This window comes from Curtobacterium subtropicum (assembly GCF_030362975.1).
Lineage (GTDB): Bacteria > Actinomycetota > Actinomycetes > Actinomycetales > Microbacteriaceae > Curtobacterium > Curtobacterium subtropicum.
The window spans coordinates 1-15,471 of the sequence record NZ_JAUCMM010000014.1 but is presented as its reverse complement, the minus strand read 5'-3'; the positions used below and the strand labels follow the sequence as shown (position 1 = coordinate 15,471).

Sequence of the window (15,471 nt, the reverse complement as noted above, 5' to 3'; positions counted from 1 at the left end):
GCACAACGACGTGTGCGGGAGGTGCACCGCTACGCTGACGGGACCGATGGTCCGGAAGCGGACCAGCAGTCCATTCTAGGAGAATCCATGACGAACGCCACCGGGTTCGCTCGCCGCGCAGTCCTCGCCGACCGTCTTCGCACCTCGGGGCTCGCCACCGACGCCGCCCTGGTCGCCGGCGGCGCCCTGTTCACCGCCGCGATGGCGCAGCTCCAGGTCCCGATGTGGCCGGTCCCGATCACCGGGCAGACCCTGGCGGTCGTGCTCGTCGGCGCGACGCTGGGCGCCCGCCGCGGCATGCTCTCGCTGCTCGTCTACGCCGTCGCCGGTCTCGCCGGTGCGCCGTTCTTCGCCGAGTTCTCCGGCGGTCTCGCAGCGCTGACGTCGCCGAGCTTCGGCTACGTCATCGGGTTCGTGCCCGCTGCCGGCCTGGTCGGGTGGCTCGCGCGCCGCAACTGGGACCGGAGGGTCGGTCGTGCGGCGGTGGCGATGCTCCTCGCGAGCGCGATCCCGTTCGTCACGGGCCTGCCGTGGCTCGCGGTGGTGCTCGGCCAGCTCGGTGCGCCGAACGACCTGCAGTCCGTGCTCGCCGCCGGCCTGTACCCGTTCATCGTCGGCGGTGTCGCCAAGGCCCTCATCGCCGCGGGCGTCCTGCCCCTGGCGTGGAAGCTCACCGGTCGCCGCTGACGCCGCCGGAACACGACGGGCCCCGCACCTGCTGGTGCGGGGCCCGTCGTCGTTCCGGCGGAGGCACCGTGGTCGGTCGCCGAGGTCGTCCGCGGGCTCGGTTCTGGTCGCATGACATGCCGTCGGGCGCGAAGCCGAGCGGCAGGTCCTGCGACCGGGACGGACGTGAGCGGCAGGTTGCGCAACCGGAGCGGGGCGCTCTGCGCGCACCAGCACCGACGACGGACGGGAGGCGCGGTGCCAGCTGGCACCGCGCCTCCCGTCCGTCAGGTGGTCGCGCCTAGATCGAGAAGCCGAGCGCGCGCATCATCTCGCGCCCGTCGTCGGTGATCCGCTCCGGACCCCACGGCGGCATCCAGACCCAGTTGATGCGGAACGCGTCGACGATGCCGTCGAGCGCGTTCGCGGTGTCGCCCTCGATCACGTCCGTGAGCGGGCAGCCGGCGCTCGTCAGCGTCATGCTGATCACGAGCGCGTTCGCCTCGTCGTCCATCGCGAGGTCGTAGATCAGGCCGAGGTCGACGATGTTCACGCCGAGCTCCGGGTCCTGGACCTCCTTGAGGCCCTCGACGACCTCGTCGAACTTCTCCGGGGAGAGTGCGGTGATCATCAGTTGCCCGCCGCAGCTGCCTGGACGTAGCGGTCGTAGCCCTCGTTCTCGAGGCGCTCGGCGAGCTCCGGGCCGCCCTGCTCGGCGACCTTGCCCGCGACGAACACGTGCACGAAGTCCGGCTTGATGTAGCGGAGGATGCGCGTGTAGTGGGTGATGAGGAGCACGCCGAGCCCGGTGGCGGCCTTCGCGCGGTTCACGCCCTCGGACACGATCTTCAGCGCGTCGACGTCGAGGCCGGAGTCGGTCTCGTCGAGCACGGCGAACTTCGGCTTGAGGAGCTCGAGCTGCATGATCTCGTGGCGCTTCTTCTCGCCGCCCGAGAAGCCCTCGTTCACGTTGCGCTCGGCGAAGGACGAGTCCATCTTGAGGTCGGCCATCGACTGGCGGAGGTCCTTGACCCAGCCGCGGAGCGCAGGGGCCTCACCGTCGATCGCGGTCTTCGCGGTGCGCAGGAAGTTCGACACCGTGACGCCGGGGATCTCGACCGGGTACTGCATGGCGAGGAACATGCCGGCGCGGGCGCGCTCGTCGACGCTCATCGACAGGACGTCCTCGCCGTCCAGGGTGATCGAGCCACCCGTGACGGTGTAGCGCGGGTGCCCGGCGATCGTGTAGGCCAGGGTGGACTTGCCGGAGCCGTTCGGCCCCATGATCGCGTGGATCTCGCCCTCGTTGATGGTGAGGTCGACACCCTTCAGGATCTCCTTGGTGCCCTGATCGGTGTCGATCGAGACCTGGAGGTCGCGGATTTCGAGAGTGGACATTGCGTTCCTTCGGTTGCAGCTGGTGTGCGGCGTCAGCCGCGGAGGAGAGTGGGGTCGCTCAGTCGACGGGGACGGTGTCGTGCACGTCGACGTAGACGTCGCCGTCACGGACCTCGACCCGGAAGACGGGCACCGGCTCGTACGCCGGGAAGTTCTGCGGCTTGCCGGTCGCCAGCGAGAACCGGGACCCGTGGGCCCAGCACTCGAGCGTGTCGCCCTCGACGAAGCCCTCCGCCAGGGAGATGTCCCCGTGCGTGCAGGTGTCGCCGATCGCGTGGACGGCCCCGGCGGAGTCCTTGACGATCGCCACGGCGGTGCCGTCGACGACGACCCGCATCGGGCTGTCGACCGCGATCTCGGACTCGGCGCAGACCTTCTCGGCCATCAGGCGTCCGCCTGCTCGGCCGCGGCGACCGCCGTGCGGCCGTCGGCGAGCTCCTGCTCCACGGCGGCGACCAGCCGCTCCTCGAGCTCAGGCGCGCCGATCTTCTGGATGACCTCGACCAGGAAGCCGAGGACGACGAGGCGACGGGCTTCCTCCTCGGGGATGCCACGGGCCTGCAGGTAGAACAGCTGCTCGTCGTCGAAGCGACCGGTCGCACTGGCGTGCCCGGCCCCCTCGATGTTGCCCGTCTCGATCTCGAGGTTCGGGATGCTGTCCGCGCGCGTGCCGTCGGTGAGGACGAGGTTGCGGTTCTGCTCGTAGGAGTCGGTGCCGTCACCGGCGCGACCGATGAGCACGTCCCCGATCCAGACCGTGTGCGCGCCCTCGCCCTGCAGTGCGCCCTTGTAGTTGACGCGGCCGCGGGTGTTCGGGGCGTCGTGGTTCACGTACACCTGCTGCTCGATGTACTGACCCGCGTCGGCGAAGTACACGCCGTACATCTCCGTGTCGGCGCCCTGTGCTCCGAGGTGCGTCGAGGGGTTCACGCGGACGACGTCGCCGCCGAGCGAGACCACGACGTGCTTGAGGAAGGCATCGCGGCCGACCTCGGCGAACTGCGTCGACACGTGCACCGCGTCGTCGTCCCAGTCCTGCAGACTCACGACCGTCAGCCGTGCGCCGTCGCGGACCACGATCTCGACGTTCTCGCTGAGGAGCGCCGACCCACGGTTGTCGATCACGACGATGCCCTGCGCGTGCTGCTCGGCCGTGATGACCGTGTGCGCTGCGCGGGCTTCGGTGCCGAAGTCCGACCGGGTGATCGAGATGGACTCGTGCGCCTCGGTCGCCTTGACCGTCACCTTGAGCACGGCGTCACGCGCGGTCCAGGCCGCAGCCGCAGCGCGGTCCTCGGGCAGGCCGGCGGAGCCGACGACCGGGTCGTCGCTCCGGCCCCACTCGACGTCCGCGCCCTCGGTCTGGCGGGCCAGGAACCGGTAGGCGGAGCCGTCGAGGCCGCCGTCGAGCAGCGGCTGGAGCTTCGCGAGCGGTGCGAACTTCCAGTTGACCTCGCGGCCGGTGACCGGCGGGAAGGCGTCGAGGTCACCGGACTGCGGGCGCTCCGAGCGGGTCTGGACCGGGGCCTTCGTGTCCCAGCCGCCGTCGGAGTGTGCCCGAGCGCCGTGCTGTTCGGATCCAGCGCTGCGCTCGGTTCCCTGCGCCGAGGGGGCCTGCTGGCCCTGCGCCACGGCCGAGGGCTCGACCGGCTGGTCGATACGGGGCGCGGGGGTGGCCCCGTCGGTCGGTGTCGGGTTGGTGCTGGTGTTCGACATCTAGCCGACGGATCCTTCCATGCTCATCTCGATGAGCTTGTTGAGTTCGAGCGCGTACTCCATCGGGAGCTCGCGGGCGATGGGCTCGATGAAGCCACGGACGATCATGGCCATGGCCTCGTCCTCCGGCATGCCGCGCGACATCAGGTAGAACAGCTGCTCCTCGCTGACGCGGGAGACGGTGGCCTCGTGCCCGAGCTGCACGTCGTCGACGCGGATGTCGATCGCCGGGTACGTGTCGCTGCGGCTGACCGTGTCGACGAGCAGCGCGTCGCACCGGACGGTGTTCGCGGCGTGGTGCGCAGCCGGGTCGACCCGGACCTCACCGCGGTAGCCGGCGCGGCCACCACCGCGGGCGATCGACTTCGAGACGATCGACGACGTCGTGTACGGCGCCATGTGAATCATCTTCGCGCCGGCGTCCTGGTGCTGGCCCGGTCCGGCGAAGGCGACGGAGAGGGTCTCGCCCTTGGCGTGCTCGCCGGCGAGGTAGATCGACGGGTACTTCATCGTGACCTTCGACCCGATGTTGCCGTCGATCCACTCCATCGTCGCGCCCTCGTGCGCGATCGCGCGCTTGGTGACGAGGTTGTAGACGTTGCTCGACCAGTTCTGGATCGTCGTGTAGCGCACGCGGGCGTTCTTCTTCACGATGATCTCGACCACGGCGGAGTGCAGCGAGTCCGACTTGTAGATCGGCGCCGTGCAGCCCTCGATGTAGTGGACGTAGGAGTCCTCGTCCGCGATGATCAGCGTCCGCTCGAACTGGCCCATGTTCTCGGTGTTGATCCGGAAGTAGGCCTGCAGCGGGATCTCGACGTGCACGCCCTTCGGGACGTAGACGAACGAGCCGCCGGACCACACGGCGGTGTTCAGCGCGGCGAACTTGTTGTCACCGGCCGGGATGACGGAGCCGAAGTACTCCTCGAAGAACTCCGGGTGCTCGCGGAGCGCCGTGTCGGTGTCCATGAAGATGACGCCCTGCTGCTCCAGGTCCTCGCGGATCTGGTGGTAGACGACCTCGGACTCGTACTGGGCGGCCACGCCGGCGACGAGACGCTGGCGCTCGGCCTCCGGGATGCCGAGACGCTCGTAGGTGTTGCGGATGTCCTCGGGCAGCTCTTCCCAGGTCTGGGCCTGCTTCTCGGTGGACTTCACGAAGTACTTGATGTTGTCGAAGTCGATGTCCGACAGGTCGGCACCCCACGACGGCATCGGCTTGCGGTCGAACAGCGTGAGCGCCTTGAGGCGGAGCTTGCGCATCCACTCGGGCTCGTCCTTCCGGGCGGAGATGTCGCTGACCACCTCGTCCGACAGACCACGGCGCGCAGACGCACCGGCCGTGTCGGAGTCGGACCAGCCGAACTCGTACTGGCCGAGCCCTTCGAGTTCTGGACGGTCGATGAGCACGTCGGACATGGTCTCCTCGTTTCCTTCTCGCGGCAGCGTCTTCCGGGACAACCCGTGACGTCCGGACGCCATTCCACCGCGGACCTCCGACAGGAGTCCCACGGCGTTGCTGCCTCGCAACGTCGATGGTCCCACGCAGTCGTCCGACCGATCGGCGATCTCGGCCCATTCGGAGCCGGCGCCTGCCTAGACTTGACTGCTGCTGAACCCTCGAATCCTACAGGTTCACCGCACGGAACAACAGGAAGGCACCACCCTCGTGACTCGCGTCGGACCCACCGTCGAGCAGGGCGTCCGCCCCGGCACCCGCGACCCACGGTGGTGGTCGCTCCCCCGCGCCGTCGACCCCCGCGTGATCTGGCTCGCCTGGGCGTCCTTCGTGGTCGAGGTCGTGCTCATCGGCACCGGCGGCCTCGTCCGGCTCACCGCCTCGGGTCTGGGCTGCCCGACGTGGCCGAAGTGCACCGCCGAGTCGCTCGTGTCCACGCCCGAGATGGGCATCCACGGCGTGATCGAGTTCGGGAACCGTCTGCTCACCTTCGTCCTGGTGATCGTCGCGGTCGCGATGTTCCTGCTCGTGGTCCGGATGCGCCGCACGCGTCCCGAGCTCTTCTGGCTCGCCTTCGCCCAGGGCATCGCGATCCCGGTGCAGGCCGTGATCGGCGGTCTCAGCGTCCTCACGAACCTGAACCCCTTCGTCGTCGGCCTGCACTTCGTGGTCTCCACGACCCTCGTCGCGGTCACCGCGACGCTCGTGTACCGCTCGATGAACGGCCCCCGGACCGCTGCCCGACTCGTCCCCGGCTGGTACACCGGTCTGGTCCGCGGCACCGTCGCCGCCGTGGTCGTCACCGTCCTGGTCGGCATCCTCACCACGGGCTCCGGCCCGCACGCCGGAGCGAGCGAGGCGGTCGACGGCGGTCGCCTGCACCGCACCGGGTTCGATCCGCAGCTCATGGAGCACCTGCACGCGATCCCGGCCTACGTGCTCTTCGCCCTCACCCTCGCGCTCGTCGTCGGCGCGGTCGTCCTGCGGCTCTCGAGCCGCTGGGCCCTGGTCCTGCTCGTGGTCGAGTTCGTGCAGATCGCCGTCGGCCTGACCCAGGCGCGGACGGGCCTGCCGGTCGGCCTGGTGGGGACGCACATGGTGCTCGCCGGCCTCCTCGTCGGCGCCGTCACCGTCGTCGTGCTCTCCACGCGCGGCAGTGCGGGACGCCAGGCCGTCCGGGAGCGCATCGCCGCCTGACCCGGCGCTGGCCCCGGGACCGCTCCCGCGCAGCACGACATCCCACCTGTCGTCCGACCGGTGGGATGTCGTCGTCCGAGTGGCGTCGGTGGCGGACCAGGGCGAGACGCCGGCGTCGGCGTGAGACACCGCCCACCGAGCGAGACGCCCCCGGATCCGGCTCCGTCTCGCGCGGACGCGACCGTCTCGCGCGGACGCGACCGCCTCGCGCGGGTCAGCACCGGCTCGCGCCCCGCGCCGACCCGGCCACCATGCGGACGGGAGGCTCGTCCCCCGCCCGCCACGCGCCTCCCGTCCGGCGCCCGGTCACCGCCCCGCGGCTGCCGCGACACCGTCGCCGTCGTCCGACAACGGCATCGTCGCCCGGTCCGGCAGGCTCTGCGCACCCGGTGACGCCCACGGGGCACCGCGACACCGTCGCCGTCGTCCGACAACGGCATCGTCGCCCGGTTCGGCAGGCTCGGCGCACCCGGTGTCGCCCACGGGTACCGCGACACCGTCGCCGTCGTCCGACAACGGCATCGTCGCCCGGTCCGGCAGGCTCGGCGCACCCGGTGACGCCCACGGGGCACCGCGACACCGTCGCCGTCGTCCGACAACGGAGCTGTCGTCACAGCCGCAATCGCCCGTGCGCGATCGCACGCATGCCGTACGCGACCGCACGCACGCACGGCACACGACAGCGCCGCCGGCGGACCGGCGGCGCTGTGGGAACGGGGCGACGAGCCCGGACTAGATCGTGAAGGTGAAGACCTGCGGCAGCAGCGGGTCGATGCCCACGGCGATGAACAGCAGCGTCAGGTAGGTGATCGAGCTGTGGAAGACCCGCATCGGCTGGACCTGCTCGACGTGCTGGATCGCCCGCGAGTACAGGCGGTGCGACTCGACCACGAACCAGATGCCACCAGCGAGCGCGACGACCGTGTACAGCGGCCCCATGTGCGCGACCGGGATGAGCAGCAGCGAGCAGACCAGCGTCGCCCAGGCGTAGAGCACGACCTGCAGCCCGACCACCGTGCGGCCGCGGACGACGGCGAGCATCGGCACGTCGGCGGCGTCGTAGTCGTCGCGGTACTTCATCGACAGCGGCCAGTAGTGCGGCGGCGTCCAGAGGAAGATCACCATGAAGAGGATGATGGGCGCCCAGGACAGCGACCCGGTGACGCCCGCCCAGCCGATGAGCACGGGCATGCACCCGGCCGATCCGCCCCAGACGATGTTCTGCGGGGTGCGGCGCTTGAGCCACAGCGTGTAGACGCACACGTAGATCAGGATCGCGACCACGCTGAGCGCGGCGGCGAGCCAGTTCACCAGGAAGCCGAGGACCGCGGTCGAGAGCACCGCGAGGGTCCACGAGAACACGAGCGCTTCGCGGTCGGAGAGCTCGCCGGTGACCAGGGGCCGCTGGCTCGTGCGCTTCATCAGCCGGTCGATGTCGCGGTCGATGTAGCAGTTGAACGCCGACGCCGAGCCCGCGGACATCGCGCCGCCGAGCATCGTCCAGAACACGAGCCACAGGTCCGGCACCCCGCGCTCCGCCAGGAACATCGTCGGCGCCGTGGTGACGAGGAGCAGCTCCATGACCCGGGGCTTCGTCAGCGACACGTACGCCCGGACCTTGCGCGACAGCGTCGAGCGGGGTCGATCGGTGTCGGGCCGGGTCGCGGTGGCAGTCAACAGGGGAACCTCAGTCCGTTCGCGTCAGCTCGCACGCTCGGTGGGCGGCTCCGTCACCGTCGGGGCGTGCGTCGACCCGGAATGCACACGGGTCTCCGCCAGTTTAGGCCATCGAGGCGCCGCGAGGATGCCCCGCCTCGCCGACCGGGCCGAGTGCTCGACACGGCACCGTCGTCACCTGGACACCTTCTGAGAGCGTTGTCACTATGCTGGACACGCCCTCCCGCATCGTGTGCCCCGAAGACGTCGGTCGCGAAGAGCCGGTCGGCCGCCGCTCGACGGCGACACGACACACGGCCCCGGGACGGCGATCATGTCCGTGCGATGGCACGAGCCCTCGCACATGTCGCAACAACGAAGGGTCAACATCCAAGTGGCTGAATTCACCTGGGACGCCATCGACCGGAAGGCCGTCGACACGGCGCGCGTCCTCGCCGCCGACTCGGTCGAGGCCGCCGGCAACGGTCACCCCGGCACCGCGATGAGCCTCGCGCCGGTCGCCCACCTGCTCTTCCAGAAGGTGATGCGTCGCGACCCCAGCGACTCCACCTGGATCGGCCGCGACCGTTTCATCCTGTCCGCCGGACACGCCTCGATCCTCCAGTACGTGCAGTTCTACCTGCACGGCTACGGCCTCGAGCTCGAGGACCTGCAGCACCTGCGCAAGTGGGGCTCGAAGACCCCGGGTCACCCGGAGTACGGCCACACCGACGGCGTCGAGATCACCACCGGCCCGCTGGGCCAGGGCCTCGCCTCGGCCGTCGGCTTCGGCTACGCCCAGCGCTTCGAGCGCGGCCTGTTCGACCCGGAGACCGCCGACGGCGAGTCGCCCTTCGACCACTTCACCTACGTGATCGCCGGTGACGGCGACATGCAGGAAGGCGTCACCAACGAGGCCGCGAGCCTCGCCGGCCGCCAGCAGCTCGGTCGCCTGGTCGTCTTCTACGACTCGAACCAGATCTCGATCGAGGACGACACCGACATCGCGTTCTCCGAGGACGTCGCCGCCCGCTACGAGGCGCTCGGCTGGCACGTCCAGCACGTCGACTGGAAGAAGACCGGCGAGTACTCCGAGGACGTCGAGGAGCTCTACCGCGCCGTCGAGGCCGCGAAGGCCGAGACGACCAAGCCGTCGCTCATCGTCCTCAAGACGATCATCGGTTGGCCGTCGCCGACCAAGCAGAACTCCGGCAAGATCCACGGTTCGGCGCTCGGCGCCGACGAGCTCAAGGGCCTCAAGGAGGTCCTCGGCTTCGACGCCGACAAGACCTTCCACGTCGACCCGGAGGTGCTCGAGTACACCCGCGGTGCGATCGCCAAGGGCCAGGAGCAGCACGCCGAGTGGAACAAGACCTTCGACGCGTGGGCTGCGGCCAACCCGGAGAAGAAGGCGATGCTCGACCGCATCAACGCGGGTGAGCTCCCCGAGGGTCTCGAAGAGGCGCTGCCGGTGTTCTCCACCGAGAAGGCCGTCTCGACCCGCGCCGCGTCCGGCAAGGTCATCAACGCCATCGCGCCGCTCATGCCCGAGTTCTGGGGCGGTTCCGCCGACCTCGCCGAGTCGAACCTGACCACGATCGAGGGCGCCAAGTCCTTCGGTCCGGCCGAGGCCTCGACGAAGACCTGGTCGACCGACCCGTACGGCCGCGTGCTGCACTTCGGCATCCGCGAGCACGCGATGGGATCGATCCTGTCCGGCATCGTCCTGCACGGGAACACCCGTCCCTTCGGCGGCACGTTCCTCATCTTCAGCGACTACATGCGTCCGGCGGTCCGTCTCGCCGCGCTCATGAAGGCGCCGGCGATCTACGTCTGGACCCACGACTCCATCGCCCTCGGCGAGGACGGCCCGACGCACCAGCCGATCGAGCAGCTCACCGCCCTCCGTGCGATCCCGGGTCTCGACGTCGTCCGTCCGGCCGACGCCAACGAGGTCTCGTACGCCTGGCTCGAGATGCTCAAGCACAAGGACCGCCCGGCCGGCATCGCGCTGAGCCGCCAGAACCTCCCGGTGTTCGAGCGTGGCGAGGGCGACGCCTCCGGCGACACGCTCGCGTCGGCGAAGAACGTCGCCAAGGGTGCGTACGTCCTGGCCGAGGCGCCGAACGGCACCCCGGACGTGATCCTCATCGCGACCGGTTCCGAGGTCCAGATCGCGGTCGACGCCCGCGAGCAGCTCAAGGGCGAGGGCATCAACGCCCGCGTCGTGAGCGCCCCGTCGCTCGAGTGGTTCTTCGAGCAGTCGGAGTCCTACCGCGAGCAGGTCCTGCCGAAGGCCGTCACCGCACGCGTCTCGGTCGAGGCCGGCATCGCGATGAGCTGGCGCGACATCGTCGGCGACAAGGGCCGCAGCGTGTCGATCGAGCACTTCGGTGCGTCGGCCGACTACCAGCGCCTGTTCGCCGAGTTCGGCTTCACCACGGAGCACGTGGTCGCGGCCGCCAAGGAATCGATCGCAGCGTCCTGACCCACGAGGGGCCGGATCCGGTACGCCGGGTCCGGCCCCTCTGCCGGGAGGCACGCAGCGGGCCCGCCCCGCGCCTCCCGGCCCACAGACCACGACACCACGGCCCTGGTCGCCTCCGCGCACCGGGCCGGTCGACGAAAGAAGAAGAGAAACCATGGCTGAGAACACCCCCACCGCCGCCCTCTCCGAGGTCGGCGTCAGCATCTGGCTCGACGACCTGTCGCGCGAGCTCCTCGAGACCGGCAAGCTCACCGAGCTCATCGAGCAGAAGAACGTCGTCGGCGTCACCACGAACCCGACCATCTTCGCGTCGGCCCTCGCCAAGGGTGAGCGCTACGACACGCAGGTCAAGGAGCTCGCGGCGAAGGGCACCGACGTCACCGAGGCGATCTTCGAGATCACCACGCAGGACGTCGCGAACGCCTCCGACGTCTTCAAGCCGATCTACGACGAGACCAAGGGCTTCGACGGCCGTGTCTCGATCGAGGTCGAGCCGGGCCTGGCCCACGACACCCAGAAGACCATCGAGCAGGCGAAGTTCCTGTTCGAGAAGGTCGGCCGCGAGAACGTGCTCATCAAGATCCCCGCGACCCTCGAGGGCCTCGAGGCCATCACCGAGGTCATCGGCGCCGGCATCTCCGTCAACGTCACGCTGATCTTCTCGCTCGAGCGCTACCGCGCCGTCATCGACGCCTACCTCGGTGGCCTCGAGAAGGCCAAGGCCGCCGGCCACGACCTCTCGAAGATCCACTCGGTCGCGTCGTTCTTCGTGTCGCGCGTCGACTCCGAGATCGACAAGCGCCTCGACGCCGTCGGCACCGACGAGGCGAAGGCCCTCAAGTCCAAGGCCGGCATCGCCAACGCGCAGCTCGCGTACCAGGTCTGGACCGAGGCGTTCGCCACCGAGCGCGCCCTGGGCCTGCTCGAGTCGGGTGCCAACACGCAGCGTCCGCTCTGGGCCTCGACCGGTGTCAAGGACCCGTCGCTGCCCGACACGCTCTACGTGACCGAGCTCGCCGCGCCGAACACGGTCAACACCATGCCGGGCAAGACGCTCGACGCGACGTTCGACCACGGCGAGATCCACGGCGACGCCATCGCCGGCTCGTACGAGGGCGCCCAGCAGGTCATGGACCAGATCGCCGCGGCCGGCGTCGACTACGACGACGTCGTCGCGCTGCTCGAGAAGGAGGGCGTGGACAAGTTCAACGTCTCCTGGGGCGAGCTCGTCGACACGGTGAAGACCGCGCTCGAGAACAGCAAGTAGGCACCACAGGAGCCCGCGTCCCGGTGACGGCACCACCGTCGTCGGAACGCGGGCACCCACGGTCAGGACCGGTCCACCGGAGCCGCGACGCGCCTCCCGGCCGACCCTGACCACCACGACGGCGGAGTCGCCGCTGCCACCGCAGCGTTGCGCTCCGCCGTCTCCGTTCGACCCACAAGGAGTCCACACCCATGTCACCGGTGGCGATCACCCCGGAGCACAACCCGCTCCGGCTGCCGACCGACCGACGTCTGAACCGGATCGCGGGTCCCAGCACCCTCATCATCTTCGGCGTCACGGGCGACCTGTCCCGCAAGAAGCTGATGCCCGCGGTCTACGACCTGGCGAACCGGGGGCTCCTGCCGCCCGGGTTCGCGCTCGTCGGGTTCGCCCGGCGCGACTGGGAGGACCAGGACTTCTCCCAACTCGTGCACGACGCGGTCCGGGACCACTCCCGCACCCCCTTCGACGAGGCCGTCTGGAAGCAGCTCGAGCAGGGCATCCGCTTCGTGCAGGGCTCGTTCGACGACCCCGAGGCGTTCCTCGAGCTGAAGCGCACCGTCGACGAGCTCGACGCGGAGCGCGGCACGCTCGGCAACCACGCCTTCTACCTGTCGATCCCGCCGAAGATGTTCCCGGTGGTGACCGAGCAGCTCAAGGTCTCCGGTCTGACCGAGAAGCGCGAGGGCTCGTGGAGCCGCGTCGTCGTCGAGAAGCCGTTCGGCTCCGACCTCCGCACCGCGCGCGAGCTGAACGCGATCGTCGAGAGCGTCTTCGCGCCCGACGACGTGTTCCGCATCGACCACTACCTCGGCAAGGAGACCGTCCAGAACCTGCTGACGCTCCGGTTCGCGAACCAGATGTACGAACCCATCTGGAACTCGAACTACGTCGACCACGTGCAGATCACGATGGCCGAGGACATCGGCGTCGCGGGTCGTGCCGCGTACTACGACGGCATCGGTGCCGCGCGCGACGTCATCCAGAACCACCTGCTGCAGCTCCTCGCGCTCACCGCGATGGAGGAGCCCGTCTCGTTCAAGGCCGCTGACCTGCGCGCCGAGAAGGAGAAGGTGCTCTCCGCCGTGCGCCTGCCCGAGGACCTCGCCACGGCGACCGCCCGCGGGCAGTACGACGGCGGGTGGCAGGGCGGCGAGAAGGTGCTCGGGTTCCTCGAGGAGGCGGGGATGAACCCCGAGTCCACGACCGAGACCTACGCCGCCATCAAGCTCGACATCGCGACCCGCCGCTGGCAGGGCGTCCCGTTCTACCTGCGTGCCGGCAAGCGCCTCGGCCGGCGGGTCACGGAGATCGCGATCGTCTTCAAGCGCGTCCCCGAGGACGTCTACGGCAACACGCAGGCGCCGCTCGGGCAGAACGCGCTCGTCATCCGTGTCCAGCCGGACGAGGGCGTCACGCTCCGCTTCGGCTCGAAGGTCCCCGGCGTCGGCACGCAGGTGCGTGACGTGACGATGGACTTCGGCTACGGGCACGCGTTCACCGAGGCCTCGCCGGAGGCGTACGAGCGACTCATCCTCGACGTGCTCCTCGGCGACCCGCCCCTGTTCCCCCGTCACCAAGAGGTGGAGCTGTCGTGGAAGATCCTCGACCCGATCGAGGAGTTCTGGGCCACGCAGGGCCAACCCGAGCAGTACCGTCCCGGCACGTGGGGTCCGGCGTCCGCCGATGCCCTGCTCGCCCGCGACGGCCGGACCTGGAGGCGTCCATGAAGATCGACATGCCGAACACCACGGTCTCGAAGATCCAGAAGAAGCTCGTCCACATCCGCGAGGAGGGCGGCGCCGTCGCCCTCGGCCGCGTGCTGACACTCATCATCTCGACGGCCCTCGGCCACGAGGAAGAGGCGATCTCGGCGGCGAACCAGGCGTCGCGCGAGCACCCGATGCGCGTCATCATCGTGTCGAAGAACGACGGGGACACGAAGTCCCCCGGGCGCCTCGACGCGCAGATCCGTGTCGGCAGCGACGCGGGGGCGAGCGAGGTCATCGTCCTCCGCGCGTACGGCGAGACCGCGACCGACGAGGAGAGCCTGGTCACGGGCCTGCTGCTGTCGGACGCCCCCGTCGTCGCGTGGTGGCCGCAGGCCGCTCCCGAGCAGCCGGCGGCGTCCGCACTGGGCCGGATCGCGCAGCGTCGCATCACCGACGCTGCCGCGCAGAAGGACCCGAACGGCGCCATCGAGGCGCTCGGGAAGTCCTACGTCCCCGGTGACACCGACTTCGCGTGGACCCGTCTGACGCTGTGGCGGAACCAGCTCGCCGCGGCGCTCGACCAGCCGCCGTACGAGCCGGTCACGGGTGTGGAGGTCTCCGGCGCGAGCGACAGCCCCTCGACCGTCCTGCTCGCCGCCTGGCTGCAGCTGCAGCTCCAGGTGCCGGTGTCCGTCGTGACCTCGCCGCGGGCCACCGGGTCGAGCGGCATCCACGGGGTCAAGCTCGAGCGCGCCTCGGGCACGATCGACCTCGAGCGCTCGCTCGTCGACGTCGCGACGCTGTCGATGCCCGGCCAGCCGACGCACGACCTGTCGCTGCCGCGGCGGAACCTCCGTGACTGCCTCGCAGAGGAACTCCGTAGACTTGACCCGGACGTCCTCTTCGGAGACGTCGTCAAGCACGGGGTGCCCCAGCTGCGCGAGACCATCGCCGGCTGAGCACCCCACACGACCGGGTCCCGGGTGGTCGACACGACGACCACCCGGGCCCGGCCGGACCGAAGGCGGTCGCATCGGTCGGCCGCCACGAACACGGGAGACACGTGACCAACGAACGACGGGTGCTGGTGCACCCGGACAAGCAGTCCCTCGGCGCGTCGGTCGCCGCCCGCTTCATCACGAAGATCATCGACGTGCTGGACGAGCAGGAGCGCGCCGACATCGCGATCAGTGGCGGCTCCGTGTCGACCCTGGTCCTCGCGGCGATCGGGCAGTCCCCCGCGCGTGAGAGCGTGGACTGGTCGAAGGTGCACGTCTGGTGGGTCGACGAGCGCTGGGTGGCCGAAGGCGACGCGGACCGCAACGTCACCGGCACGCAGTCCGACTTCTTCGCGCACGTGGACATCCCCGAGGCGAACATCCACCCGATGGCGCCGTCCGACGCGGGTCTGTCCATCGACGAGGCCGCCGCGCAGTACGAGCGCGGACTCCAGGACGCCGCGCCCGAGGGTGCGGTCGCGCCGCGCTTCGACATCACGCTGCTCGGCGTCGGCCCCGACGGTCACACCGCGTCGCTCTTCCCGGAGTTCCCGCAGCTCGCGGTGACCGACCGTGCAGTCCTGACCGTCGACGACTCCCCCAAGCCGCCGGCGCAGCGCCTGACGCTGTCCTTCCCGGTGATCAACGCCTCGCAGCGCGTGTGGGTGATCCTGTCCGGTGCCGAGAAGGCGTCCGTGCTCGGCCTCGCGCTGGCCGGCGCTGCGGTGGACGAGGTCCCCGTCGGCGGCGTGCAGGGCCGCAAGCGCACGGTGTTCTTCGTGGACCAGGACGCCGCGCGCGACGTGCCGGAGAACCTGATCGCGTCGACGTACTAGGCGCAGGCTCCTGACGGACGGGAGGCGCGGGGGCGGCGGGCCCCCCCCCCCCCCCCCCCCCCCCCGCCCGCGGCCCCC

13 protein-coding genes are annotated in these 15,471 nt (G+C 70.0%); 7 read left to right on the top strand and 6 right to left on the bottom strand.

What is annotated here, in order from left to right; all coding sequences use genetic code 11:
• Positions 1 to 87: 87 nt before the first annotated feature.
• Positions 88 to 687 (top strand): biotin transporter BioY, encoded by a 600-nt coding sequence (locus QUG98_RS15040; protein WP_289471323.1) that lies wholly within the window; start codon positions 88 to 90, stop codon positions 685 to 687.
• A 280-nt stretch (positions 688 to 967) separates the two neighbouring features.
• Here the strand turns inward: QUG98_RS15040 and QUG98_RS15035 are convergent, their stop codons facing one another.
• From QUG98_RS15035 to sufB, 5 genes are read right to left on the bottom strand one after another with little or no spacing between them, the layout of a single operon-like run.
• Complete coding sequence (locus QUG98_RS15035; protein ID WP_022902786.1) at positions 968 to 1,297, bottom strand: metal-sulfur cluster assembly factor; 330 nt, start codon at positions 1,295 to 1,297, stop codon at positions 968 to 970.
• Positions 1,297 to 2,064: a Fe-S cluster assembly ATPase SufC gene (gene sufC, locus QUG98_RS15030; protein ID WP_289471322.1), complete on the bottom strand. Its 768-nt coding sequence runs from the start codon at positions 2,062 to 2,064 to the stop codon at positions 1,297 to 1,299. Before sufC ends, QUG98_RS15035 begins: the two co-directional genes overlap by 1 nt.
• 58 nt (positions 2,065 to 2,122) lie before the next feature.
• On the bottom strand, positions 2,123 to 2,449 hold the full coding sequence (locus QUG98_RS15025) for a non-heme iron oxygenase ferredoxin subunit (protein WP_434533454.1): 327 nt from the start codon (positions 2,447 to 2,449) through the stop codon (positions 2,123 to 2,125).
• On the bottom strand, positions 2,449 to 3,780 hold the full coding sequence (gene sufD / locus QUG98_RS15020; protein WP_289471321.1) for a Fe-S cluster assembly protein SufD: 1,332 nt from the start codon (positions 3,778 to 3,780) through the stop codon (positions 2,449 to 2,451). The genes QUG98_RS15025 and sufD overlap by 1 nt, the downstream gene beginning before the upstream one ends.
• Positions 3,781 to 5,199, bottom strand: a complete 1,419-nt coding sequence (gene sufB / locus QUG98_RS15015) for a Fe-S cluster assembly protein SufB (protein ID WP_058727805.1) — start codon at positions 5,197 to 5,199, stop codon at positions 3,781 to 3,783. It abuts the gene before it with no gap.
• A gap of 250 nt (positions 5,200 to 5,449) precedes the next feature.
• Between sufB and QUG98_RS15010 the strand changes: the two genes are divergently transcribed.
• On the top strand, positions 5,450 to 6,436 hold the full coding sequence (locus QUG98_RS15010) for a COX15/CtaA family protein (RefSeq protein ID WP_137767394.1): 987 nt from the start codon (positions 5,450 to 5,452) through the stop codon (positions 6,434 to 6,436).
• A 732-nt stretch (positions 6,437 to 7,168) separates the two neighbouring features.
• Here QUG98_RS15010 and QUG98_RS15005 read toward each other — a convergent pair.
• Positions 7,169 to 8,113, bottom strand: coding sequence for a heme o synthase (locus tag QUG98_RS15005; protein WP_137767395.1), 945 nt, complete (start codon positions 8,111 to 8,113; stop codon positions 7,169 to 7,171).
• A 373-nt stretch (positions 8,114 to 8,486) separates the two neighbouring features.
• Here QUG98_RS15005 and tkt point away from each other — a divergent pair, with 373 nt between their 5' ends.
• The 5 genes from tkt to pgl all read left to right on the top strand — a co-directional run bounded on the left by tkt (position 8,487) and on the right by pgl (position 15,393).
• A complete protein-coding gene (gene tkt / locus QUG98_RS15000) occupies positions 8,487 to 10,580 on the top strand; it encodes a transketolase (RefSeq protein WP_289471320.1) in 2,094 nt (697 codons plus the stop codon).
• Between the two features lie 154 nt (positions 10,581 to 10,734).
• Entirely contained in the window at positions 10,735 to 11,847 is a 1,113-nt protein-coding gene (tal, locus tag QUG98_RS14995; RefSeq protein WP_289471319.1) for a transaldolase, read from the top strand.
• Positions 11,848 to 12,038: 191 nt separating this feature from the next.
• Positions 12,039 to 13,577: a glucose-6-phosphate dehydrogenase gene (gene zwf / locus QUG98_RS14990; protein ID WP_058727801.1), complete on the top strand. Its 1,539-nt coding sequence runs from the start codon at positions 12,039 to 12,041 to the stop codon at positions 13,575 to 13,577.
• Positions 13,574 to 14,518, top strand: a complete 945-nt coding sequence (locus QUG98_RS14985; protein ID WP_126891145.1) for a glucose-6-phosphate dehydrogenase assembly protein OpcA — start codon at positions 13,574 to 13,576, stop codon at positions 14,516 to 14,518. The genes zwf and QUG98_RS14985 overlap by 4 nt, the downstream gene beginning before the upstream one ends.
• Positions 14,519 to 14,622: 104 nt before the next feature.
• Complete coding sequence (gene pgl, locus QUG98_RS14980) at positions 14,623 to 15,393, top strand: 6-phosphogluconolactonase (RefSeq protein WP_289471318.1); 771 nt, start codon at positions 14,623 to 14,625, stop codon at positions 15,391 to 15,393.
• Positions 15,394 to 15,471: the final 78 nt, after the last annotated feature.

Excerpts from the sequence above, each read along its gene's own strand:
- QUG98_RS15040 (WP_289471323.1), top strand. The coding sequence starts at position 88 with ATGACGAACGCCACCGGGTTCGCTCGCCGCGCAGTCCTCGCCGACCGT.
- QUG98_RS15035 (WP_022902786.1), bottom strand. The coding sequence starts at position 1,297 with ATGATCACCGCACTCTCCCCGGAGAAGTTCGACGAGGTCGTCGAGGGC.
- sufC (WP_289471322.1), bottom strand. The coding sequence starts at position 2,064 with ATGTCCACTCTCGAAATCCGCGACCTCCAGGTCTCGATCGACACCGAT.
- QUG98_RS15025 (WP_434533454.1), bottom strand. The coding sequence starts at position 2,449 with ATGGCCGAGAAGGTCTGCGCCGAGTCCGAGATCGCGGTCGACAGCCCG.
- sufD (WP_289471321.1), bottom strand. The coding sequence starts at position 3,780 with ATGTCGAACACCAGCACCAACCCGACACCGACCGACGGGGCCACCCCC.
- sufB (WP_058727805.1), bottom strand. The coding sequence starts at position 5,199 with ATGTCCGACGTGCTCATCGACCGTCCAGAACTCGAAGGGCTCGGCCAG.
- tal (WP_289471319.1), top strand. The coding sequence starts at position 10,735 with ATGGCTGAGAACACCCCCACCGCCGCCCTCTCCGAGGTCGGCGTCAGC.
- zwf (WP_058727801.1), top strand. The coding sequence starts at position 12,039 with ATGTCACCGGTGGCGATCACCCCGGAGCACAACCCGCTCCGGCTGCCG.
- QUG98_RS14985 (WP_126891145.1), top strand. The coding sequence starts at position 13,574 with ATGAAGATCGACATGCCGAACACCACGGTCTCGAAGATCCAGAAGAAG.